The organism is Euzebya pacifica, from assembly GCF_003344865.1.
In the GTDB taxonomy this organism is placed as follows: domain Bacteria; phylum Actinomycetota; class Nitriliruptoria; order Euzebyales; family Euzebyaceae; genus Euzebya; species Euzebya pacifica.
The window spans coordinates 2,245,753-2,268,930 of the sequence record NZ_CP031165.1; the positions used below are offsets into that span (position 1 = coordinate 2,245,753).

General features: G+C 71.8%; 20 protein-coding genes. 4 read left to right on the forward strand and 16 right to left on the reverse strand.

The window, feature by feature from the left end; genetic code table 11:
- Nucleotides 1-30: 30 nt before the first annotated feature.
- The 4 genes from DVS28_RS09360 to DVS28_RS09375 form a co-directional block, all read right to left on the reverse strand.
- Complete coding sequence (locus DVS28_RS09360) at nt 31-2,415, reverse strand: GH92 family glycosyl hydrolase (RefSeq protein ID WP_114591206.1); 2,385 nt, start codon at nt 2,413-2,415, stop codon at nt 31-33.
- 43 nt (nt 2,416-2,458) lie between these two features.
- On the reverse strand, nt 2,459-3,202 hold the full coding sequence (gene pnuC / locus DVS28_RS09365; protein ID WP_164710254.1) for a nicotinamide riboside transporter PnuC: 744 nt from the start codon (nt 3,200-3,202) through the stop codon (nt 2,459-2,461).
- 134 nt (nt 3,203-3,336) lie between these two features.
- Nucleotides 3,337-5,724 carry a cell wall-binding repeat-containing protein gene (locus DVS28_RS09370; protein WP_114591208.1) on the reverse strand — a complete coding sequence of 796 codons (2,388 nt, stop codon included), beginning with the start codon at nt 5,722-5,724 and terminating at the stop codon, nt 3,337-3,339.
- Between the two features lie 131 nt (nt 5,725-5,855).
- Nucleotides 5,856-6,881 carry an AAA family ATPase gene (locus tag DVS28_RS09375; protein WP_164710256.1) on the reverse strand — a complete coding sequence of 342 codons (1,026 nt, stop codon included), beginning with the start codon at nt 6,879-6,881 and terminating at the stop codon, nt 5,856-5,858.
- A 48-nt stretch (nt 6,882-6,929) separates the two neighbouring features.
- Between DVS28_RS09375 and DVS28_RS09380 the strand changes: the two genes are divergently transcribed.
- Entirely contained in the window at nt 6,930-8,114 is a 1,185-nt protein-coding gene (locus DVS28_RS09380; RefSeq protein ID WP_164710258.1) for a methyltransferase, read from the forward strand.
- A gap of 5 nt (nt 8,115-8,119) precedes the next feature.
- Here the strand turns inward: DVS28_RS09380 and DVS28_RS09385 are convergent, their stop codons facing one another.
- Complete coding sequence (locus tag DVS28_RS09385; protein ID WP_164710260.1) at nt 8,120-8,656, reverse strand: helix-turn-helix domain-containing protein; 537 nt, start codon at nt 8,654-8,656, stop codon at nt 8,120-8,122.
- A 76-nt stretch (nt 8,657-8,732) separates the two neighbouring features.
- Between DVS28_RS09385 and DVS28_RS09390 the strand changes: the two genes are divergently transcribed.
- Together DVS28_RS09390 and DVS28_RS09395 are read left to right on the forward strand one after the other, a co-directional pair.
- Nucleotides 8,733-9,893 (forward strand): pyridoxal phosphate-dependent aminotransferase, encoded by a 1,161-nt coding sequence (locus DVS28_RS09390; RefSeq protein WP_114591211.1) that lies wholly within the window; start codon nt 8,733-8,735, stop codon nt 9,891-9,893.
- 26 nt (nt 9,894-9,919) lie between these two features.
- Entirely contained in the window at nt 9,920-10,312 is a 393-nt protein-coding gene (locus DVS28_RS09395) for a YchJ family protein (RefSeq protein WP_114591212.1), read from the forward strand.
- 18 nt (nt 10,313-10,330) lie between these two features.
- Here the strand turns inward: DVS28_RS09395 and DVS28_RS09400 are convergent, their stop codons facing one another.
- From DVS28_RS09400 to DVS28_RS09430, 7 genes are all read right to left on the reverse strand, one after another.
- The gene (locus tag DVS28_RS09400) at nt 10,331-12,109 is read right to left on the reverse strand and encodes a hypothetical protein (protein ID WP_114591213.1); all 1,779 of its coding nucleotides are present in this window, start codon (nt 12,107-12,109) and stop codon (nt 10,331-10,333) included.
- A gap of 60 nt (nt 12,110-12,169) precedes the next feature.
- The gene (locus DVS28_RS09405) at nt 12,170-12,640 is read right to left on the reverse strand and encodes a GNAT family N-acetyltransferase (RefSeq protein WP_114591214.1); all 471 of its coding nucleotides are present in this window, start codon (nt 12,638-12,640) and stop codon (nt 12,170-12,172) included.
- A gap of 4 nt (nt 12,641-12,644) precedes the next feature.
- On the reverse strand, nt 12,645-13,697 hold the full coding sequence (locus DVS28_RS09410) for an ABC transporter ATP-binding protein (RefSeq protein WP_114591215.1): 1,053 nt from the start codon (nt 13,695-13,697) through the stop codon (nt 12,645-12,647).
- On the reverse strand, nt 13,694-14,752 hold the full coding sequence (locus tag DVS28_RS09415) for an oligopeptide/dipeptide ABC transporter ATP-binding protein (protein ID WP_114594094.1): 1,059 nt from the start codon (nt 14,750-14,752) through the stop codon (nt 13,694-13,696). Before DVS28_RS09415 ends, DVS28_RS09410 begins: the two co-directional genes overlap by 4 nt.
- 71 nt (nt 14,753-14,823) lie before the next feature.
- Nucleotides 14,824-15,630, reverse strand: a complete 807-nt coding sequence (locus DVS28_RS09420; RefSeq protein ID WP_425461049.1) for an ABC transporter permease — start codon at nt 15,628-15,630, stop codon at nt 14,824-14,826.
- 122 nt (nt 15,631-15,752) lie between these two features.
- A complete protein-coding gene (locus DVS28_RS09425; RefSeq protein WP_114591216.1) occupies nt 15,753-16,694 on the reverse strand; it encodes an ABC transporter permease in 942 nt (313 codons plus the stop codon).
- A gap of 4 nt (nt 16,695-16,698) precedes the next feature.
- Complete coding sequence (locus DVS28_RS09430; RefSeq protein WP_216826508.1) at nt 16,699-18,339, reverse strand: ABC transporter substrate-binding protein; 1,641 nt, start codon at nt 18,337-18,339, stop codon at nt 16,699-16,701.
- A gap of 151 nt (nt 18,340-18,490) precedes the next feature.
- Here DVS28_RS09430 and yihA point away from each other — a divergent pair, with 151 nt between their 5' ends.
- Complete coding sequence (gene yihA / locus DVS28_RS09435) at nt 18,491-19,081, forward strand: ribosome biogenesis GTP-binding protein YihA/YsxC (RefSeq protein WP_164710264.1); 591 nt, start codon at nt 18,491-18,493, stop codon at nt 19,079-19,081.
- Nucleotides 19,082-19,101: 20 nt separating this feature from the next.
- On the opposite strand, the gene DVS28_RS09440 is transcribed toward yihA, so the two are convergent.
- From DVS28_RS09440 to DVS28_RS09455, 4 genes are all read right to left on the reverse strand, one after another.
- Nucleotides 19,102-20,511 (reverse strand): alpha/beta fold hydrolase, encoded by a 1,410-nt coding sequence (locus DVS28_RS09440; protein ID WP_164710265.1) that lies wholly within the window; start codon nt 20,509-20,511, stop codon nt 19,102-19,104.
- Nucleotides 20,512-20,604: 93 nt separating this feature from the next.
- Nucleotides 20,605-21,885 carry a DUF445 domain-containing protein gene (locus DVS28_RS09445; RefSeq protein WP_114591219.1) on the reverse strand — a complete coding sequence of 427 codons (1,281 nt, stop codon included), beginning with the start codon at nt 21,883-21,885 and terminating at the stop codon, nt 20,605-20,607.
- A gap of 30 nt (nt 21,886-21,915) precedes the next feature.
- Nucleotides 21,916-22,404: a hypothetical protein gene (locus tag DVS28_RS09450; RefSeq protein ID WP_114591220.1), complete on the reverse strand. Its 489-nt coding sequence runs from the start codon at nt 22,402-22,404 to the stop codon at nt 21,916-21,918.
- Nucleotides 22,405-22,449: 45 nt separating this feature from the next.
- A complete protein-coding gene (locus tag DVS28_RS09455) occupies nt 22,450-23,127 on the reverse strand; it encodes an HAD family hydrolase (protein WP_164710267.1) in 678 nt (225 codons plus the stop codon).
- Nucleotides 23,128-23,178: the final 51 nt, after the last annotated feature.

Here is a 23,178-nt window from a genome sequence, read left to right on the forward strand (position 1 = left end):
CCGGTCAGGCGGCATGGGCAGACGGCGTGGTCAGGCGGCGCAGCCCCAGGCCTGCAGGGGGTCGGTCGAGGCCGAGGGCGGGGTCGAGCCTGCGGCCCAGTCCGACGGCAGCTCGCCCATCTCCAACGAGAGGGTCGTCGGCTGGCTGTTGGGGGCATCGGGCGCCAGCCCGAGGTGGGCATCGGTCACCCACGTCGTGTCCAGGGGCTGCCCCTCCAGCGTCGCGTCCTGGACGAACCGGCCGGTCGCCGAGGCGCCGTCGGCGGTGATCACAAGGTCGCCGTGGCCCGGGCGGTGGATCACGGCGTCGGGGAACATCGGTGAGGCGATGGTGTAGCCGGGGGCACCGGGCACCGCCGGGTGCAGGCCCAGCATCGCCCAGACCAGCCAGCCGCTGAGGGCGCCGAGGTCGTCGTTGCCCGGCAGGCCGTCGGGCGTGGGGGTGTAGACGCTGATGGCGCCGCGGGTGACCGCCTGGGTCTTCCACGGGACGCCCAGCCAGCTGTAGGCGAACGGGGCCTGCAGGTCGTGCTCGTTGCCCGGGGCGTACTGGTTGCCGTAGTACAGCACCCCGAACGCCGTGGCCTGGTTCTGCACCTTGGGCCAGATCACCGGCACGGTGCCGCTGGCCGGGAGGTTGAAGAACACGTCGAGCTTGTCCTCGGGGGACAGGTGGTGGTCGCTCTCGGCCATCGCGTCCAGCAGCCCGCCGTAGTCGTGGGCGGCCAGCCACGAGTACTGCCACGACGTCCCCTCCTGGAAGCCGTAGCCGTTCTCGGGTGAGAACTCGGGCAGGAAGGTGCCGCTGTCGTCCTTGGGGCGGATGAAGCCGGTCTCGGGGTCCAGCAGCGCCTCGTAGGCCTGCGAGCTGGCCACCAGGTCCTCCTCGCCCGTCATCAGGGCCAGCGCGAAGTCGGCCAGGCCGTACTCCAGGGTCTTGCCGGCGTCGCGTCCGCCGGCCTCGAACTGCGCCCACAGGGGGGCGTGCTCGGTCGGCAGGTAGCCGAGGTCCCGCCAAGCAGGTTCGCGTCGCTCGAGGAGGTAACGCATCTGCGCCTCGAGCCGGGTGGCCAGGTCGGTGTCGTCGACGAGTCCGCGGCACCAGCCCTCGCCGATGAACGGGATCACCGGGTCGCCGGACATGTAGCCGGGGTCGTTGGGGCCCAGCTGCCAGCGGGGGAGGGCCCCGCCGTTCTGGTCGGCGAAGTCGGCCAACGAGTGGAGCATGTCGCGGTAGGCGTCGGGGTTGATGACGGCCTGCAGGGCGCTCTGGCCGTTGTAGGAGTCCCACAGCGAGAACTGGCTGTAGTGGGGCCGGTCGGGGTCGTGGTGGACCTGCTGGTCCGGGCCGCGGTAGCGCCCGTCGACGTCGGAGTGGAGGTTGGGGAACAGCTGCGCGTGGTACAGCGCGGTGTGGAACCGGATGGTGTCGGCGGGGTTGCCGCCCTCGACCTCGATGCGGGCCAGCGCCTCCTCCCAGGCGGCGTCCGCGGCGGCGCGGGTGGCGTCGAAGTCGAAGTTGGGCTGCTCGGCCCGCAGGTTGGCGATAGCGCCGGCCTGGTCGGTGTAGGAGATCCCGACCCGGACGTGGAGGGTCTCGACCGGCGCGTCGACGTGCGGGGTGCCGATCAGGCCGATCCGGTCGTCGCTGCTGACCGTCTCGCCCTGGCGCAGCTGGGTGCCGTCGAGGGTCGTCCACCCCATCGGCTGATCGACCTCGAGGGCGAAGTGGACCGGCATCGGCCCGGACACATCGGTGTGGACCACGCCGGTGACCAGCCCGTCGGAGACGAGGGTCGCCTCGCCGCCGTACAGGCCCTTGAGGGTGCGGCCGAGGTCGACGACCACATGGCGGTCCGACGGCTGGCTGAGCGGGGCGGGCGGGAAGGTGTAGCGGTGCAGGGCCGTCCGGAGGGTCGCGGTCAGCTCGACGTCGACCTGGTCGCGGAGCAGGGTGACGGCGTAGTAGCCGGGCTCGGCGATCTCGGTGGCGCGGTCGAACGGGGAGGCGTAGCCGGGGATGGGCGCGCCCGCCGGGTGGGGGGTGATCGAGGTGTCGACGTCCCCGACGACCGGCATGACTGGGATGTGGCCGCCGTGGAAGACCCCGGCCGACATGTGGGTGTGGCTGAACCCGGTGATGAGGGCGTTGTTGTCGTAGTAGCCGCCGTAGTTGAGCGGCCCCTCTGCGGTGTCGGGTCCCAGCCCGACCATCCCATGGGGCAGGACGGGACCGGGGTTGGTGAACCCGGGGGCGAACGTGCCGATGAACGGGTCGACCAGGGACGTGCGGTCGGGCTCGTCCCGGGCGAGGTCATCCGCGCTGACCATCTCGACCAGCGGCACCCGGCCGCTGGCGGGCGCGGACAGCACAAGGACGAGGACAAGCGCCGCGAGGGCGCGCAACCGGCTCATGGTGGTGGTTTCGACGCCGGCCGAACGAATCCCTGCCGGCCGATCAGGGTGCCTGCGCTGCGGCCGCTCGCTGCCAGCGCAGCAGGCCGACCACGGCCATCACGAGGAACAGCACGTAGAGGGCGGCGAACATCGTCGCGCCGGTCAGCGCGTACAGGCCGATCGCGGAGACGTTGACCGGGCCGATCCACAGCCACCACGACTCGACCTTCTTGGTGGACAGCAGGACCATGGCGACCACGGAGGCCGCCACGATGGAGGCGTCCCAAGTGGTGTACAGGGCATCGTCCCAGCCGGCGTCCAGCGCCCGGCCGAGGACCACCGTGCCCACGACCATGGCGGCCAGCCACCCGCCGCGTGCCGGCCAGCCGAGACGGCCGACGGTCAGCTCGCCGCCGTCGACACCCCCGCGGGCCCAGTGCCACCACGCCCACACCTGCACCGGCAGGTAGTAGGCCCAGTGCAGCAGCACCTGGCCGCCGAGGCCGATGTCGAGGAAGAACCACCCCATCAGCGCAACCGACACCACACCGATCGGCAGGGCGAGCACGTTGCGCCGCTGCGTGATCCACACCGACCACAGCGACGTCAGGGTGCCGAGGAACTCCACGGCCCCCGGCGTGACATCGGGGGCGACCACCCGGGTGGCCAGCCAGTACACCGCACATGCCGCCAGCGAGCCGAGGCCGGCGACGGCCGCGTGCCGGTGCTCCCACGGCCGCCCGAGCATCGGCGCCGGCGGGGCCGGCGAGGTCGGGGGCTGACTGATCAACATGGGGGCCGTCATGGACCCCGCAGCCTGCCAGACCCCCCGGGATTGTCGGCTCACCCGCCGCATGGCGCGGGTGAGCCAACACACCCCCGAACGGGTGTCGCCCCAGTCGCGCATGGCGCGACTGAGGCGACACACCCTGGGGTTGGTCAGCCCACGACGTTGGCCGCTTGCTGGGCGACCTGGTCGCTGAGGGCCGCAGTGCCGCCGTACAGGTAGGCGGTCTGGAACGGGGCGTTGGCCTGCAGGTAGCCGAGGACCGACGAGGTCATCCCGCTCGTGGGGGAGAGGAGCAACGGGATCAGCAGCCGGCCGGCATGCGCGCTTCCCGCGAGGGCGTCGGGGAAGTTCTCGCTGCTGGCGATCGCGAAGCCCGTGGGCTGGGGATAGAACGCCTCGGCCACCTGCCGGGACGTGTCGGGGACGTCGACACCGACGAACGACGCGTCCTCGTTGCCGAGGGCTGCCGTGGCGGCCTGGCCGATGGTGAACCAGCTCGCGCCGTTGTTGGCGTCCAGGTAGTCGGCGACGGAGGCGGGCAGGGTGGTTCCGGCCGTCAGGACGACGGTGGCGTTGCCCATCGCCGGGACCACGCTGCTGGCGACGAGGGCGTCGCCGAACGTGTTGCCGTCCGCGATGAAGATGGTGGAGGGCGACGAGGCCGTCATCTGGGCGACCATCACCGCGGTCTCGTACCTCGTGGCGCCGTCGGCCCGGGACACGGTGTAGCCCAGGTCCATCAGGTCGAACGCGACGTCCTCGGACAGCGCGGCCACGCCACCGAGGAGGAGGACATGTCCGCCGGACGGCAGGACACGCATGATCTCCTGGGCCGTCGTGACGAACAGCCCGGAGGACGGGGTCAGCAGCAGGGGGCCACCGGCCGCGACGGCCAGCGGACCGCCGGCCAGCGAGTCCGGGAAGTTGTCGTGGCGGGCGAGCAGCACCACATCGGCGCTCCCGGCCGCCCAGAGGTCCTGGCTGATGGCGTTGGCGGTGGCGATGCGTTCCGCACCGGCCAGCCTCGTGACGCCGGAGGCGGTCGTGCCACCCGTGGGGGTGAGGGCCAGGTCGAGGTCGGTCACCTCGGGTGGGACGCCCACCACCGGGCTGGTGAGGGCGGCGTAGCCGGTGGCGGCGACGGTCACGTACCAGCAGCCGGTCACGACGTCCCAGCCGTAGCGGCCGTCGAGGTCGGTCTGCTGCGGGTTCACGTCAGGGGTGAAGGTGCCGCTGCTGACCGCGGCGACGACGCCGTCGCTGGCCGGGGCCGGCTGGGTCCAGCCGCCCGGTCCGCGGGTGTCGACGGTCTCGCAGGTCTGCGGTCCGGTGTTGCTGGCGGTCTGGGCAGTCCAGCCGGGCACGTTGTGGAGGGTCACCGTCGCGTCGGGGATGACCGCGCCGGTCGAGGCGTCGGTGATCACGCCACTCGGGTCGTAGAAGGTCACCCGGCCGACCGACCCCGTCCTGGTGCCGCACGTGTCGGTCACGGAGTAGGTGATGTCGGCCTCGGCGAGCTGCGATCGGGGGATGGTTGCGGTCCACGTCCCGTCACCCTCCGGGTCGGAGGCCGGATAGGACAGGCCGTTGTGGAAGATCGTGACCGACAGGATGTCGCAGCCGGGGACCACCGTCGGGCGGATGGTGATGGTCAGGTCGCGGGTGGACGGGCGCGAGACGTTGAACGTCACCTGTCCCTGTGCGTTGGTCGAGATGCCGGTGCTCGCCTGGACCACCTCCACCTGGTCGGTCGTGGTCGTGGAGGTGCCGAAGGACGTCGCGGTGGAGACGGTGACCTGGCTGCCGCCGCTGACGGCGGTGACGTTCCATGCCAGCGCCATCCCGTTGTCGATCCGTTCGTCGCAGCGGCAGGTGTTGGGCAGGGCCTGCTGGGTCGCGACCATGCTCCACGTCTCGGAGTACCCGCCCTCGAAGTACGTCGAGCCGCCGGTGATCGGCACGAACTCCTCCGCCCTGGTCTCGTTGGTGCAGCCGATGCGGCCGTCACCGCCGACCGAACCGAATCCGGAGTCGGAGTTGGCCAGGTAGCAGTCGGCTGCCCGGTACACGTAACCAGAGACCGACGACGGTCCGTTGTTGGTGAGCGTGATGTCGGTCCGGAACGACGCCTGGCCCGTCACGTAGGTGTCGACCTGGGTCAGGCTGACCCCGCTGTCACCCAGGGTGACGGTCGTGGTGATCCGGTACGGGTCGTTGACGTTGCCGCCACCACCGCTGGTCTGGCCCGCGGACGTGTAGGGCGTGTAGCTCCCCAGGGCGCTGCCGGCCGGGATCGACGCCGGTCCGTACAGCGTGCCGTTCAGGGCCACGAACGTGCCACAGGCGGTGTTGGCGTAGAACTCACCGGCGGTGTCGTCCACGTGGTTGACCGCACAGTTGAGGTCTGGCGTGGTCGTGATGGTGGTCAACGGACCGGTGCTGGTGATCGAGGCCTGCGCCGATGCTGGCACGACGAGGCCGAAGACAAGGCAGAGTGCGGACAACACGATGGCTGCCCAGCGGCGACGGACGTTCACGGGTTCCTCCGAACGGTCTGCGTCGCCCGCCGGCTGTGGGCGGCGCACCTCCCTACGATGCGGCTGAGGTGACCCGACGGACAGGGCCTGACAGCCCGGCGATAGTGGGACGAGGGTCCCGGTTGCGCTCCTCAGGTGAGGGATGGAACCGAGGCGGCGTCCGCACACACGGCCGCCGCCGTGGCCAGCCGTTCGGCAGCACCGCCGGTCAGCACCGTGAACGGCACGCCGGACCGCTGGACGCGGTCGAGGGTGTCGGCGTGCATCGCCTGCCGTTCGGCCACCGACTCGCGGGTGCCGTCCTGCACCCACGCGAAGTCGGGCGCGCAGACCAGGTAGTGGTCCGGTCGGACCGTTTCCACCAGCCGGTCGAGGACGTCGTCGTCGTGGCCGAGGTAGCGCCGGTGCCACACGGCGGTGACCAGGGCGTCGGTGTCGCCGACCACCATCCCACCGACGGCCTTCCGGGCGAGGTCATCGGCAAGGGACCGCTGGGCCCGGGCGATGCGGAGGAACTCCGAGGTGTCCCAGGACTGGTCGACGAGGTACCGGCGGCCCTCCCAGTACCAGCGCCCGTGCTCGGGCACCCAGACCGTCCCCAGCCGCTCCGCCAGCCCGCGCGCCAGGGTTGTCTTCCCCGTCGACTCGGCCCCGACGCAGACGACACGGCGGGTGAGGGCTGCCCGAGCCGCTGGGACGAGCAGGTGGAAGTTGCGGGCGAGGTTCGCACGCAGCGCCGTGCCGCTGGCCGGCACCGTCGACCGGTCGTTGTCGACGGCCACGTGGTCGGCCCCCATGAGCTGCGCCCAGCCGGGCCCCCAGGGCTCGGAGGTGAACGCCACGTCCGGCGGTTCGGGCAGGACCTCCAGCGCACGGCCCGCCCATGGTTCGTTGGCCTCCGGCAGGTCGTCGGGGGTGACGTGCACAGTGACGTTGTCGGGCAGCGCGTCGGCCAGCCATGCCGCCCGATCGGTCGCAGGCAGCGTCTGGTCCGGTCGGTCGCACAGCAGCACGTGGAGGTGATCCACCCGGGCGGCGCCGACCGTCAGCAGGTGGACATGGCCCAGGTGTGGTGGGTTGAACTTGCCGACGGCCACGCCGACCCGCCACCGGCGGCCCGCAGCCGGCGCGACAACAGGGGAGGAGGGGAGGGCCATCGGGGCGGGAGGATACGCAGCGTGGCGTGGGCGGCCATACTCGGCCGTGTGCCTCCCCAGACCCAGCTGACCCTGCCCGACGGCCGGACCGTCACCCTCCGACGCCATCCCAGCCGTGCGCAGCCGGACAACCTGCGGGCGTGGGACGCCGCCGACGAGCTGGCGCTGGCCTGGATGGCCGGCGACACCGAGGGGTTGCTGGCCGACGACGTCGAGGCGCCGATCACCCCCGATGGGATGGAGGCAGCCCACGGCCGGACGGTCCTGGTCAACGATCGGTTCGGGGCGCTGGCGGTGGGCCTTGCCGACCGGCACCCGGCGTCGTGGGCGGACTCCGCCCTCACGTGGGAGGTGACCCGGGCCAACCTCGAGGCCAACGGGCAGGACCCGTCGGCCGCGGAGATCGTCCCGGCCAGCCAGGGGCTGCCACCCGTGGGCGTCGCCGTCGTGAAGGTCCCCCGAGCCAAGGCGATGCTGGAGTGGCAGCTGCGCCGGATCGCCGTCGCGGCGCTCCCCGGCACCGTCGTCGTCGGCGCCGGCATGACGCGCGAGGTCCACTCATCGACCGTGGAGCTGTTCGAGCGGATCCTCGGGCCGACGGTCACCACGCGAGCGCGCAAGAAGGCCCGTCTCCTGCTGACCCGAGTCGACCTCGATCGTGTGGACCGGGAGGTGCCGGGGACCTCGACCCACGAGGCCCACGGCGTCACGGTCGTCGCCGAGCCCGGGGTGTTCGGCGCCGGTGGCACCGACGATGGGACCGAGCTGCTGCTGGCCAACCTCCCTGCCGTCCAGGGCCCCGTGGACGTGATCGACCTCGGCTGCGGGACCGGGATCGTCGGCACGGTGATCGCCCGGGACAACCCTGCGGCGCGGCTGGTCTTCACCGACGTCTCCGACCTCGCGGTGTCCTCTGCGCGGCGCACCTTCGAACGCACCCTGTCGGGGCAGGAGGCGACGTTCCATGTCGCCGATGGCCTGTCCGCCTGCGCCGACGGCAGCGCCGACCTCGTGGTCGTCAACCCGCCGTTCCACCAGGGACGCGTCGTCACCGACGACATCGCCTGGGAGATGTTCGGCGACGCCCGTCGGGTCCTGCGACCGGGTGGGCGGATCGTCGTCGTCGGCAACCGCCACCTGGCCTACCACGCCAAGCTCAAGCGCCTGTACGGCAACGTCGAGGTGCTCGGCAGCGACCCCCGGTTCGTGGTGATGGCCAGCACCAGGGCCTGAACGGGTCAGTCGCGGGAGTGGATGACCAGGAGGGTCCCCCGGCCACCCGCGTCATCGGGTGACCCGTAGACGTGGTCGCCGCTGGCCGTGAACAGGATCGCGTCGCCGGCGGCCAGGTCCACGGCGGTCGAGTCCGGGCCGATGCGGACCGTGCCGTCGTGGACCAGCAGGCACTCCCGCACGTGGCCGGCGTGGCCGCGCGAGCGCTGGAGTCCGTGCGCGGCGGCGAAGTCGTAGACCTCGATGTGCCCCTCGACCTCGATCCGGCCGATCAGCCGTGCGTCCACGGCCTCGCCATGGACCATCGGGCCCTCGTCGGCCCTGACCACCCAGCTCGGGACGTCCTCCTCGGGCGGGGTGAGCAGGTCGGCCAGCCCGACCGACAACGCCGTGGCGATGGCGTAGAGGGTCTCCAGGCGGGGGTTGGCCGTTCCGCCCTCCAGGTCGTGCACGGTCGTCTTCGACACGCCGGCGCGGGTACCGAGGTCGGCCAGCGACAGGCCCCGTCGTTCGCGCAGCCGACGAACGTTGCGCCCGACCACACTGCCTGGCGTAGGCTGTTCGTTGTTCTGGTCCATACGTACCAACTTAGCGGTACGAAGCCATGGAGGTGGAGTGATGAGGGTGACGCGACTGGCGCACGTGCCGGGCATCGGGGTTGACCGGGTCGGTGACGCCGCCGATGCGTTGGCCGATCCGGAGATCCTCCGGCTGGAGAACCTCGACGTCGACATCAGGCCGCCCCGGGTGGCCGTCGAGGCCACGGCAGACGCGTTGGAGGACGACGACGCCAACAGCTACCTGCCGTTCCAGGGCCACCTGTCCCTCCGCGAGGCCGCCTGCGCATGGGTCGGGGCCCGGGACGGCGTGGCCTACGACGCCCGCACCCAGTGCGTCAGCGTGGCAGGAGGGTTGAACGGCATCCTCAACGTGCTGCTCGCCACGGTCGAACCGGGGCAGGAGGTCGTCCTGACCGACCCGATCTACGCCGGCTTGGTCAACCGCGTCCGGCTGGCCGGCGGGGTGCCACGGTTCGTGCCCGCCCGCGCGACGGCCGACGGCTGGCACGTCGACCCCGACGAGCTGGCGGCCGCGGTCGGCCCGGGCACCGCGGCGGTCATCACGATGTCGCCGAGCATGCCCACCGGCGGGGTCATGGGTACGGCGCACTGGACGGCGCTGGCGGAGGGGACCGGCGGCCACCGGCCGTGGATCATCCACGACACCGCGATGGACCGCCTGCGGTTCGGTGGGCCCGTCGACGGGGGACCGGCGGCGGTCGAGGCCCTGCGCGACCGGACGATCACCGTGGGCTCGGCGTCCAAGGAGCTGCGCATGATCGGTTGGCGCGTCGGCTGGGTCGTGGGACCCGCCGAGGTGATGGCCGACGTGGCGCTGGTCGGGATGGCCAACGTGGTGTGCCAGGTCGGCATCGCCCAGCAGGCAGTCGCAGCCGCGCTGTCGGCGCCCGACGCCGAGGCCGACGTGCGGGCGTTCACCGACGTGCTGGAGGCGCGTGCCCGGACCATCCTCCAGCAGCTGGACGGGTACCCGTGCGTCCGGCCGCACGGTGGCTGGTCACTGCTGATCGACACGCGGCCGCTGGGGCTCACCCCAGCCGAGGCGTCGGACCGGCTGATGCGCCTCGGGAAGGTTGCGGCGACCCCCATGGACGGCTGGGGACCATCGGGGGAACACCACCTCCGCCTGGTCTTCGCCAACGAACCCGCCGAGCGGCTGGCCGACCTGCGTGCCCGGTTCGACGCCGCGCTCGGCTGACCCACCGGGTCGCTACCCTGCGGCCCGTGCCTGTCCTCCCGCCCCAGCCCTGCCCGTGTGGTTCCGGTGACCGACTCGACCGGTGCTGCGGGCCGCTGCACATCGGCGCCGAACGGGCGACGACGGCCGAGCAGCTGATGCGGTCGCGCTACAGCGCCTACGCCGTCGGGGACGAGGACTACCTGCATCGCACCTGGCATCCCCGCACCCGGCCTGACCGGATCGACCTCGACCCCGACCTGGGGTGGGAGGGGCTCGAGGTCACCGAGCTGGTCGCCGGTGAGGAGGGCGACGACACGGGCATGGTCGCCTTCACGGCCCGCTACCGCACGCCCGACGGGCCGGGACAGCTGACCGAACGCAGCCGGTTCGAACGCCGCGGCGGCCGGTGGGTCTACGTCGACGGCGACGTGGGCTGAGGACGCTGGCACCTCGGGTCACTCGGGCAGCTGCAAGGGTTCGACCGTTGACGGGCCGGACCCCCAGCCGTCGTGCACGAGGATCAAGTCCCCGGGGACCAAGGACCTCACCCCTGTGATGTCGTCCAGCAGGACGGTTTCCCAGTGCCGTTGGGTGGCCGCGCCGGTGATCAGCCAGTAGGGGCGAGGCAGGACGCCGTCCCGGCGGACCGGTTCGAACCAGCCGTCCTCGCCCAGGAGGTTGAGGTGCAGATACCGCACCTCCCCGCGGCAGCCGGGGTGACGGCGTCGACAGTCCTCCAAGAGGGCCTCGTCGTCGGCGAACGCCACGAAGCGGCCCGCGGTCGCATAACGTTCGTCGGCTCGGCTTTCCGCGACGGTGCGTCCCGTCTGCCACAGCGATGTGATGACCCCGTCGGCCATGGCGGCCACGACGAACGGGCCGTCCTGTCCCAACGGTTGAGCGGCCGACGGGTCAAGGGACGCGTCTGGACCGCGAGCGCGCGAGACGTCCACAGCCACGCGGTCACCGGTGCAGGTCCAGCCGTCGGCGCCACCGGATTCGCAGAGCTGACCCCTCCCGTCCTCGTCCAGCAGGAGGCGGCCCTCGACCAGGGACGGGCGACGGGTGGTGGACAGCAGGCCGACCGGGGACGTCGGCAGGTCGCCGGTGTCCACCGGCGTGCTGGACCCGACCGATGGAGCGGGCGGCCCGGTCCGGGTGCACGGTGATGCGGCCACCGTCTGGGTCTCGATCACGAAGCCGCCCCCGACCTGCACGAGATGCCGCGGCTCCTTGGGGGCACCCGGCACGCCCGCGCCCAGGCGGTAGCGTCCGTCGACGACCTCCCCGTGGTACGTCGTCAACCCGAACATCACCGGACCACCGATCAGGGTCCCGTCCGACGCGTAGGACTCCCCGTGCTGGTCGACGACGAAGGACTCGCCGGCGCCGCACCACGCCACCAGCGGGGTCGCCGCCCGGGTCGGGAACGACGACCTGGCGTCGACCACATGGACCCCGTTCGCCCGGGTGTGGGTGATCCACAGCGGCGTGCCGTCCTCGAGGACCACCGACCGGGCCTCGCCCTCTGGTGGCACCGCCAGGGTGGTCCCGGCGATGTCGGGGTTGGGCCGGACGGGTTGTGCGGTTGGATCACCAGGCTCCGGGTCGGTGCTGTGCACCGTGACGACGAGGGCGCCGTCCCCGAACGGGACCTCGACGACCCACGATGCCGCTTCGGCAGGCAGCTCGGGCAGTGCGACGGACATCTCCAGCAGGCGCGGGACGCCGGGCACGACCTCGTGTCGTTCGACGACTCCGACGGTGGAGGGGTCGCTGGCCGCGATGACCTCGATGGTCATCGGCGCCACGAGCTGCACCCCGGCACCGCTGTCGGAATCGATCGTCCAGCCGTCGGTCGGGGCCCCCGAGGTGGCGGTGTCGTGCAGCGGCAGCTCGACGGTTCGTCCCCCGGTCGTCCGCAGCTGCAGCGCGGCCCAGGTCAGCAGCGGGTCGCCCACCCTGACGCGTTCGGGCATGTGGTCCACGCTGACGGCGAGGTGGTCGGCGATGGCCCCGTGAAGCGCAGCGGTCACGGTGACCTCGACGCGTTCGGGGGTGCCCGGCGGCGGGGCCGTGACGGCAATCCGGCCGAACGTGCCGGGCGGGTCGCCGGCCAGCATCCACGCGGCCCAAGCGACGAGGACGAGCCCGCACAGGACCGCCCCGACCCGTCGAGCGGCACTGCGGGTCGAGGAGGGTCGCTCCTGATCGCTTGCCATGCGCACGTCCACCCGCACGCAGCCTAACCGACACGAGGACTCGTGGAGCCGGAACGCGGTCGCGCAACCGGGTCAGGCCGTCGCGAGGTCCAGGTGGTAGTGGGCGTCATCGCCGTGTGGACCGTGCACGACCCCGTCGAGGACGAAGCCCTCGTGCTCGTACAGCCGCCGGGCGCCGGTCCAGGTGGCGGTTGTCTCCAGCACCACCCGAGACGCGCCGCCGTCCCGTGCCGCCTCGACCAGCGCCCCGAGCACGCCGGCCGCAACTCCTCGTCGTCGGTGGCTGTGGGCCGTGCTCATGCGCACCACCTCGGGCACGTCGGGGCCGCCGACCAACGCGCCGGTACCCACCAGCGCCCCATCCAGCCACGCGGTCAGGACCAGCCCGTGGGTGACCCCCTGGGTCAGCGCGTGCAGGTCGAGGTTCAGCTGCGGGTCGACGGCGCCCCAGCGTTCGGCGAGGCCGTGCATGACCAGGTCGGCGACCAATCCCAGCTCGTCGGGGCCGGCAGGACGGATGTCGAGCTCCCCGGCGGCGGTCATGGGGTCACGCTACCCCCATCGCCTCGGTCCCCACCCCCGCGTCGGGATGATCGGACCGTTCGACCTCCTCACCCTCCACGCCGTACAGGTGGCAGGCCACCGGCCGCTGCGGGAGCTCGTCCCGGGGGACCAGCGCAGGGTCGACCACCCCGCACGCCTCGAACACGTCGGGGCAGCGGGTCCGGAAGCTGCAGCCCGACGGCGGGTCCAGCGGGCTCGGCACGTCACCGGTCAGGACGGTCCGCTGCCGGGTCCGCTCCACGCGAGGGGAGGGGACCGGAACGGCCGACAGCAGCGCCCGGGTGTAGGGGTGAGCTGGTTCGGCCACCAGGGCATCACGCAGGCCGACCTCCACCACGCGGCCCAGGTACATGACGGCGATGCGGTCGGAGACGTGCTGCACCGCCGCCAGGTCGTGGGCGATGAACAGGTAGGTGAGGTCCAGCTCGTCCTGCAACCGCTCGAGCAGGTTCATGATCTGCGCCTGGATCGACACGTCGAGGCTGGCGATCGGCTCGTCGGCGACGATCAGGTCGGGTTCGCCGGCCAGCGCCCTCGCGATGCCGACACGTTGCCGCTGGCCGCCGGAGAACTCGTGGGGGTGGCGTTCCATGTGGTCGGGGGACAGGCCGACCTGCTCCATCAGCTCGGCCACCCGCTCGCGGTGGCGGCCACGGTGCAGCCCGTGGATCTCCAGCGGTTCGGCGATGGATGCCCGGACGGTCCGTCGGGGGTTCAACGACGCCATCGGGTCCTGGAAGATCATGGCCATGCGGCGCCGCAGCTCGCGGAGTTCGCCGCGGCTGGCGGCGGTGACGTCGGTGCCGTCGAAGACGACCCGGCCGTCGGTCGGGTCGACCAGTCGGAGGAGGGCCAGCCCGGTGGTGGACTTGCCGCAGCCGGACTCGCCGACCAGCCCGAGCGTTTCGCCCCGGCGGATGTCGAAGCTGACCCCATCAACAGCGCGCACGTGGCCGGTGGTCCTGCGCAGCAGCCCCTCCTTCACGGGGAACCACACCCGCAGGTCCTCCACGGTCAGCAGCGGGTCGTCGGTCACGGTGTCTCCACTCCGGCGTCACGGACGGGGGAGGGCAGCTCCGCCATCGCCTCGGCGTAGAACGTCGCCGCGCGATGGCCGGGACCGACCTCGAGCAGGGGAGGGGCCTCGTGCTCGCAGCGGGGGTCGTCGCGGACGGTGCACCGCGGCCAGAACGGACAGCCGGGCGGCATGGCGACGGGGTCCGGCGGCAGGCCGGGGATGGACTCCAACCCCTCGTCGGTGGTCTCCCCGAGCACCGGCAACGACGCCAGCAGCCCGCGGGTGTAGGGGTGTCGCGGGTCGTCGTACAGCGCGTCGACAGGCGCCTCCTCCACGATCCGGCCCGCGTACATGACCATCACCCGGTCGGCCAGGCCAGCGACGACGCCGAGGTCGTGGGTGATCCACAGCACGGCGGTACCAGTGTCGGCCTGCAGCTGCTGGACCAGCTCGACGATCTGCGCCTGGATCGTGACATCAAGCGCCGTCGTCGGCTCGTCGGCGATCAGGACGGTCGGGTCGCACGCCAGGCCGATCGCGATCATCACCCGCTGCCGCATCCCGCCGGAGAACTGGTGGGGGTAGTCCTCCAGCCGCTTCTCGGGCGAGGGGATACCGACCCGGGTCAGCAGGTCGACGGCCCGGTCGCGGGCCTCCTTGGCGGACAACCCGAGATGCAGCCGCATGCCCTCCGTGACCTGGCGGCCGATCGGCATCACCGGGTTCAGCGACGTCATGGGGTCCTGGAAGATCATCGCGATGTCGTTGCCGCGGACGTTGCGGAGGGCGTCGTCGGACGCGCCGACCAGCTGCTGCCCCTCCAGCCGGATGGATCCCTCCACACGAGCAGGGGGAGTGGGCAACAACCCGAGCAGGGCGAGGGAGGACACGCTCTTGCCGCTGCCGGACTCGCCGACCAAAGCGACGGTCTCACCGGGGTGCAGGTCGTAGGTCACCCCGTTGACGACCTCGGCCCGGCCACGTCGGGTCCCGAACGACACCCGCAGGTCCTCGACCTCCAGGACCGGGTCGCCGCTGGGCCGCCCGGCCGTCCCGCCCCCGGTCGACGCGATCGGGGCCCGCGTCGCGTCCTGACGAGGGAGGCCCCGATCGCGCCCGTCGTCGCGCGCGCCGGTCGAGCCGTTCACGAGCCGAACCCCCTTGACTCCATCGCGGATGCCTGACGCGGATCCAGCGCATCACGCAGGGCGTCGCCGAGGACGTTGAACGACAGGACCGTCACGAAGATCGCCAGGCCCGGGAACAACGCCATCCACCACGCCTGCTGGAGGAACTCCCGGCCCTCCGACAGCATCCGGCCCCACGACGGGTTGGGCGCCTGCGTCCCGAGGCCCAGGAACGACAGCGCGGCCTCGGCCAGGATGGCGAAGGCCAGCGAGATCGACGCCTGGACGATCACCGGGGCGGCGATGTTGGGGAGGATGTGCAGCCGCATGATCCGCAGGTCCGACGCGCCGGCCGACCGGGCGGCCCGGACGTAGACCTCCTCGCGCACCGACAGCGTGGACGCGCGGGCGACCCGGGCGAAGATCGGCGTGTAGACGATGCCGATCGCCACCATCGCGTTGGTCGTCCCGGGCCCGAGGATGGCCAGCACGGCGATGGCCATCAGGATCGCGGGGAAGGCGAACAGCACGTCCATCGCCCGCATCAGCAGGTCGTCGAGCTTGCCGCCGACGTAGCCGGCGACCAGCCCGATCGTCGTGCCGGCCGTCAACGACAGTCCCACGGCGACCACGCCGACCTGCAGCGACACCTTGGCGCCGAGCAGCACCCGGCTGAGCACGTCGCGGCCCAGGTTGTCGGTCCCGAAGGGATGGTCCAGCGTCGGGGCCTGCAGCTGGGAGGGCACGTCGACGGCGTTGTAGCCGTAGGGCGCCAGCGTCTCGTCGAGCAGGGCCACCAGCACGAGCACGACCAGGGTCACCATGCCGAACAGGGCCAGCCGGTTGGACGTGACCAGCGACAGCGTTCGTCGCCAGCGTGGGGTGTCGTCGGCCGCCGGCGGGGCGCCGGCCTCGACCTCCACGGGGTCGGTCATGACATCCGCCATCAGTACTGGATCCTCGGGTCGACGACGGCGTACAGCAGGTCCACCAGCAGGTTGACCAGCAGGAAGAACCCGGCGAACAACATCACCGCACCCTGCAGCACGGGGTAGTCACGGTCCTGCACGGCATCCAGGGCCAGCTGGCCCAGGCCCGGCCAGGCGAAGACCGCCTCGACCACGACGACACCCGACAGCAGGTAGGCCAGCTGCAGGCCGGTCACGGTGATCACCGGCACCAACGCGTTGGGGAGGACGTGCTCGCGGATGATCCGCCGCTCCGACAGGCCCTTGGACTGGGCGGTCCGCACGAAGTCCTCGCCGAGGGACTCCAGGACCGAGGACCGGACGAAGCGGGTCAGCACCGCACCCGAGACCACCCCCACGGTGACGCCGGGCAGGATCAGCCGCCTGGCCCACTCCAGCGGGTCCTCGGAGAGGCCGACGTACCCCGACGCGGGCAGCCAGCCGAGGGTCAGCGAGAACAGCAGGATCAGGAGGATGCCCATCCAGAAATCGGGCACCGAGATGCCGAACTGGCTGATCGCCGTGGCGATCGTGTCGGTCCGCGACCCCTGGCGGATCGCCGACAGCACGCCGAGCGGCAGGGCGATCAGCAGCGCCACCACGACGGCGGCGCCGGCCAACGACAGGGTCGCCGGCAGCCGTTCGGTCACCATCGACAGGACCGTCTGCCCCGACCGGAACGACACGCCGAAGTCGCCCTGGACGACCCCGCCGAGCCACGACACGTACTGCTGCAGCAGCGGCTGGTCCAGCCCGGCGCGGCTGCGCAACGCGTCGTAGGTCTCCTGGTCGAAGCGGGTGCCCAGCGCCAGGCGCACCGGGTCGCCCGGCACCAGGTGGATGATCGCGAAGACCAGGACGCTGACGCCGAGCAGGACGCCGAGCGCCTGCAGCGCCCGCCGGAGCAGGTAGGCCCCCACGTCGTCAGCCGTTCAGGCTGACGGTCTCGAAGTTGATGGCCCGGTCGCTGCGGATGGTGTAGCCGTCGACCTCCGGAGCCCACGCCTGCACGACGTCGGGGTTGTAGAGGTACCAGTAGCTGCCGTCGTCGACGATCATCTCCACGGCCTGGTTGTAGAGGTCCCGTCGGGCGTCCTCGTCAGTCTCCACGGCCGCCTGCGTCAGCAGCGCGTCGACCTCCTCGTTGCAGTAGCCCTGGTAGTTGTTGGACCCCTCGCACAGGTGCTGGGAGTGGTAGAAGCCGAACGGGTCGAGGTTGCCCAACCAGCCGAGCATGAAGGCGTCGTAGTCGCCCTGGCCCTGACGGTCGAGCCACGTGGCGAACGTCTCGGTCTGGATCTCCACGTCGATGCCGACCTCGCCCAGCTGGCTGGCGATCACCTCGGCGGCGGTGACGGTCTGGGGGAACTCGTCGGTGACCATCAGGCCCATCGACAGGTCGGACACACCGGCCTCGTCGAGCAGCGCACGGGCCCGCTCGGGGTCGTGGGTGTACGGGGCGTGGTCGGAGGCCCAGAAGCTGTCGGCGGGGATGGCGGTCTGGTTGGCGGTGCCGGCCCCGAACGTGGCGGCCTGGGTGATGGCGTCACGGTCGATCGCCAGCGCCAGCGCCTCGCGCACCAGCGGGTCGCCGAACGGCTCGACGTCGAAGTTGGCGCTCCAGTACCAGTAGTCGTTGGACGGCACGGTCTCCAGCACCACGTCGTCGTTGCCCGACAGGCTCTCGATCTGCTGCGGCGGCACGTTGTCGGTCCAGTGCACCCCGCCGGTCTGCAGCTCCGTCAGCGCGGTCGTCGGCTCGGAGATCCAGCGGAACTCCACCGCACCGATCGACGGCGCGTCACCCCAGTAGTCGGGGTTGGCCTCCAGCACGAGGCCGGACGGGCTGGTGCTCGCCAGCGAGAACGGACCGGTACCGACCGCTTCGGTCGCCAGGTCGTAGTCCTCCGCGGCCCCCTCGGGGAGGATGGCCATGCCCTTGAACCCGCCGATGTTGGCCAGCAGGTTCGGGGTCGGCTCGGTCAGGGTGATGACGACCGTCTGCGGGTCGGCGGCCTCGACGGACTCCACCGTGCCGAAGCGGAACGCGTTGGCCAGCTGCTCGTCGATGATGCGGGTGTAGGAGTAGACGACGTCGGCGGCGTCGAACGTCGACCCGTCGTGGAAGACCACGTCCTCGGCGAGGGTGAAGGTCCAGGTCAGGTTGTCGTCGCTGACCTCCCAGTCGGTGGCCAACGACGCCTCCATCTCCAGGGTGTCGGCGTTGGGCACGACGAGGGTGTCGTAGACGTTCTCGAGGACCTGGAAGCTGGGGTAGGCCGTCGTCACGTGCGGGTCCAGCTGGTCGGGCTGCTGGCCGATGGCGGCCACGAAGGTGTCACCGGTGGACGCCTCGGCACCGTCCTCGTCCACCGCGGACGGTTCGACGGTGTCGGTGCCGGCAGCAGGCGTGTCGGTGGCCTCGGGCGTGTCGGTGGCGTCGGCCAACGGCTCCTCATCCAGGCCCTCGCCCTCGACGGAGTCGCCCCCTCCCGAGCAGCCAGCGGCCAGCAGCATCACCACCCCGAGCAGCGAGAGGATCGTGCGCAGCGACAGACGGGTCATGGTGAGTGCTCCCAAACGGCATGGCGTGCGGGGATGGGTGACACACCCCCTGCGCCGTCGGGTACCCCCTGGCCGCGACCTGCAAACACGGCTGGGCCACCGGCGGTGCGGTCAGGTCACCATTCGCTCGCGGGATGGCAGCATGGGGAGGATGGCCCGTCCCCTCCCCATGAGCTTCGTCATGTCCGCCCCTCGCCACGAGGACCTCCCCGACGTCCGGGCCGAGGTGGCCGTGCTGGGCCGCTCCAACGTGGGCAAGTCCAGCCTCATCAACGCCGTGGCCAAGCGGAAGGGGCTGGCCAAGGTGTCCTCCACGCCCGGTCGAACCCGGCTGCTGAACGCCTTCGCGGTCACCGACGACACCCAGATCGTCGACTGCCCCGGCTACGGCTACGCGCAGGCCTCCAAGACCTCACGGGACGAGTGGATGCGCATGGTCGAGGACTACCTGATCGACCGCGAACCGCTGGTCGACCTGCTGCTGCTCGTCGACGGCGCCGTCGGGCCGACCAAGCTCGACCTCGGTGTCATCGCAGAGATGCGCGAGGCCAACGTGCCCCTCACCATCGTCGCCACCAAGCTCGACAAGGTGAAGCCGTCCATCCGCGGCAAGCGTCGCCGCGAGGTCGCGACGGCCTGCGAGGTCGCCTCCGACGAGGTCCTCTGGGTGAGCGCCGTCAAGGGCGACGGCCTCGGCGACCTCCGCCAGCACATCACCGACATGCTGGCCGTCAACGTCTGACCCCGGCCGAGCCCCGCTGATCAGCCCTCGGCCAGGATGGCGGCCCAGTCGCCGACCTCGGCCCAGCCGGCGGTGGCGCGCAGGTCACGGGTCTCCAGCACGGCAGGGGTGACATCGAGGGTGGTCAGGCGGTAGGCGCTGGCCCGGCTGCCCGACAGGTTGGTGCCGCTCTCCGGCTGGTCGGCATCCGCCGTCGGGGCGGTCAGCAGGGTGTCGAGCGCCCCGGTGCGCGTCGCGTCCTCGGGGGCCAGGTACCGGTCGAACCACGCGGTCGTGTAGACGGTGGCCATCTCCGTGCCGTAGGTCGTGGCCGGCAGCAGGTACGGCAGGTCGCACCACTCCAGGTGGGTGCCGCCGCGGACGGTCAGGGAGTAGGCGTCCAGGCCCGCTGCGGTCCAGGCGTCGAAGGGGGCGAGGTTGGCCTCGGGGTCCGGCGAGCTGAACTGGGGGGTGGTGTTGAAGAAGTAGCCGTCGGCGTTCTGGTCCATCGCCGGCACGACCGGGGTGACTCCGCCGGACAGGCCGTCCCAGCCGACGACCGCACGGATGGGGTAGCTGCGGTCGTTGCACAGCTCGGGGAGGGTGCTCCACACCGTGCCCTCGTCGGAGCACTGCTGGACCGCGCTGACGCCGCTGCCGCCGAGGGAGTGGCCGGCCAGCCCGATGGTGTCGGCGTCGAGCAGCGCGTGGAGGGGGTTGACGTCGTCCAGCTGCTCGACCCCGTCGGCGGCCTCCCGGGCGGCCGCGGCGTCCTCCTCGGTCCAGGTCGGCGGGACGTACGGGGCGTCGGGGGTGGAGAGGAAGAACTCCAGCGCGTCGACGGTGGCCTCCACGAAGTTGGCCGACTGCTGGAACGGCACGCCGTCGAAGGTGGGCATCGGGCTGCCCGGGGCGTGGCCGACCCCTTCCGAGCGGCCCTGGCCCTGCGCGTCCCAGGTCAGGACGAGGTAGCCGTGGCGGGCCAGGTCGCGGGCGGCCCAGAAGTACATCGCCTCGTACCCCTGGATGGAGCCGGAGGTGATGACGACGCCGGGACGACGGCCCGGTGCATCGACGGGGGCCCAGACGTGCCCGGTCAGCTTGGCGCCGGTGCGGGCGGTGAAGGCGACCTCCGTGGAGGTGACGTCGTAGTAGTAGCGGGGGTCACCGGCCGAGCCGCCGGGGACGTAGCGCCCGGCACCGGTGTACAGCCGGCCGGCCCGCAGGTCGTTGGCCGCCTGCCCCGCGTCGGACAGCCAGGTGTCGACCCCGGCCCCGACGAAGGCCTCGGCGAACGCCGGATCGGTGGCCTGGGCGGGCTGGCGGGCGTTGCCGCGCTGCTGGCTGTCGATGTCGTAGTCGCGGTAGTCGGCGTCGGTGTAGTCGTCGGCCAGCGCGGCGGTGGGGACCAGCAGCATGGCGACGACGAGGGCAGCGGTGATTCGGGACACGATCGGCTCCGTCGTGAAGTGGGTCGGCTTCTCCACTTCTGTTTTCGACGGGGATGGTGTCGGCACCTGCCCACCGCCCGATTTCGCCGGCTGTCAGCCGGCGATCTCGGCGATCGTGTGGATGACGAAGCCGGCCAGGCCACCGACGACGGTGCCGTTGATGCGGATCCACTGCAGGTCGCGGCCGAGCAGCAGCTCCAGCCGGTCGGCGGTCTCGGAGGTGTTCCAGCTGGACACGGTGTTGCTGACCAGGCCGGAGATCTCGGTGGAGAACTGCTCGACGGCGCCGCGACCGGTCCGCTCGACGAGGTCGTTGACGGCCCGGTTGGTCGCCGGGTCGTCCTGCAGGCGCTGGCCGCCCTGGACGATCAGGTCCTGCATGCGCTGTCGCAGCCGGGAGGTGTCGTCGAAGGCCTGCTCCCGAAGCTGGCCCTTGATGGCCCCCCAGACCGCGGCGATCCAGCGGCGCAGCTCGGGGTTGTCCAGCAGCTGCATCTTGAACTCGTTGGCGCGCAGCACGACGTCGGGATCGTGCTCGAGGGAGTCGGTGAAGCGCTCGATGCCCTTGTGGATCTCCTCCCGCAGGCCACCGGGCCCGCCGGGTGTGGCGGCGTCGCTGATCAGGTTGCGGACGCCGTCGAAGAGCCGGTTGAACAGCGCGTCGTCGACCGGTTCGGGCAACCACCACGGCGACTCGGTGGTGAAGCGTTCCCGCATCGTGTGCTGGTTGGTGACGAGGAACCCGTCGAGCAGGGCCAGCAGCTCGTCAAGCAGCTGTTCGTGGTGGCCCTCGGTGGTCAGCAGCCGCAGGCCGCCAGCCGCGAGAGGACCGGCGTCGGTGGCTTCGACGCGGCGTCGGACCTGGTGCTCGATCAGGGTGATGACGTCGTCGTCGCCGCTGCTCTCGGCCAGGCGGTCGATCATGCCGGCGGCGTGGGCGGCGGCCCGGTCGGCGTTGGTCGGGTCGGCGAACCAGGCGCCGGCGCGGCTGGCCACGTCCAGCTCGGCCAGGCGGGGGCCGACGACGTCGGGGGTCAGGAAGTTCTCCTGGATGAACTGGCCGAGGGTGACGCCGAACTGGTCCTTGCGCGACGCCACCACCGCCGTGTGGGGGATCGGCAGGCCCAGCGGATGGCGGAAGATCGCGGTGACGGCGAACCAGTCGGCCAGGGCACCCACCATCGCCGCCTCGAACGTGGCGATGGCGTAGCCGGTGACGCCGGCGTCATCGGTGAGCAGCAGCAGGGCCACCCAGACCAGCGCGACGCCGACCAGCAGCCCGGTGGCCCGGGTCTTCATGGTCTTGAGGTCGGCGCGGCGTTCGGCTTCGGACTCGACAGGTGGCAGCGAGCTCGGCGGGGTGGTCGTGGTCACGCGCCGCAGTATGGCCTCGCTGGGTGAGGACTACCCATCTGCGTTGGCGAACGCCCGGCGAACGGCGGCCAGGCGATGGCGTTCCACGGTGGCCTGCTGCTCCTCTCCCGAGGCGATCAGCCACTCGAGGTCGAGGGCCTCCAGGGCCGGGTGGGTCCCACGGATCTCCGCGAGCGCCAGCCACAGCCGTTGCTTGCCGTGCACGCCGATGGACAGGCTCTCGAGCTCCAGCAGGTCACGAACGCCGTCGTCGCGCAGCGCCTCGCCCTTGAGCTTGAGCTGGGCCATGCGCTCGCCGACCCAGCCGACGGTCTGGCGGACGACGCTGTGGGAGATCCCGAGCTCGGCCATCAGCTCCTCCAGGTGGGTGCGGTGCGTCTCGATTCCGGCGAGGAGCTCGGCGAGCTCGTCGTTGCCACGGCCCTCGTCGAGTCGTCGGCGCAGCAGGTCGGTCGCGCCGGCGGCGCCACCCAGGTGGTCGTTGAGGTACTCGGTGAGCGAATCGATGTCCAGCGGCATGGCGGTCTCCTTGGTGCGGGCGTCTGGCTCGGGCAGGGGTGGCGGCTAGAGCACGCCGAGGCAGTCAGCGGGGTCGTCGAGGACCATCGCGGCGCCGGCCTCGCGAAGGGCGTCGTCGCCGAACCCGCCGGTGCGGACCGCCACGAAGGACAGGCCGGCGGCGCGGGCGGCATGACCGTCCCACGGCGCGTCGCCGAGCATCCGGATGTGGCTGGCATCGGCGTCGAGCTGGGCGGCAGCGGCGTGCATGACGCTGCTGTCGGGTTTGCCGCCGGGGAGGTCGTCGGCATCGGTGACGGCGATGTCGGGGTTGCCGAGGGCCGCCATCAGCGCCTCGCGTTCCTCGGTGCCGGCGGCGGTGGCCACCACGTGCGGCACGCCCCGGTTGTCGAGGTCGTGCAGCAGGTTGAGGGCCCCACGGGTGGGGTGGAGGCCCGCTTCGGCAGCGGCAAGGAACCGTTCGCGGTGACCACGGCTCAGCCGCTCGCGCACGGCCTCCTCGGGCACCTCACCGAGGACGCGCCTGATCAGCCGGTCGCCGGGAAGCCCGATGCAGCCGTGGATGCGCCACTCCGGGACCGGGCGGTCGAGGACCTCGGCGAACGCCGCAGACCAAGTGCGGACGTGGAGGTAGACGGTGTCGACAAGCGTGCCGTCGAGGTCCAGGAGGACGGCGTCGGGCGCGGGCTGGCCGGTGGGCTCGGAGTCGGGTGAGGAAGGCACGACGAACGGGTTCCCCCGACTGCCCGGCCCCACACATGTCCGGCGGGGTGG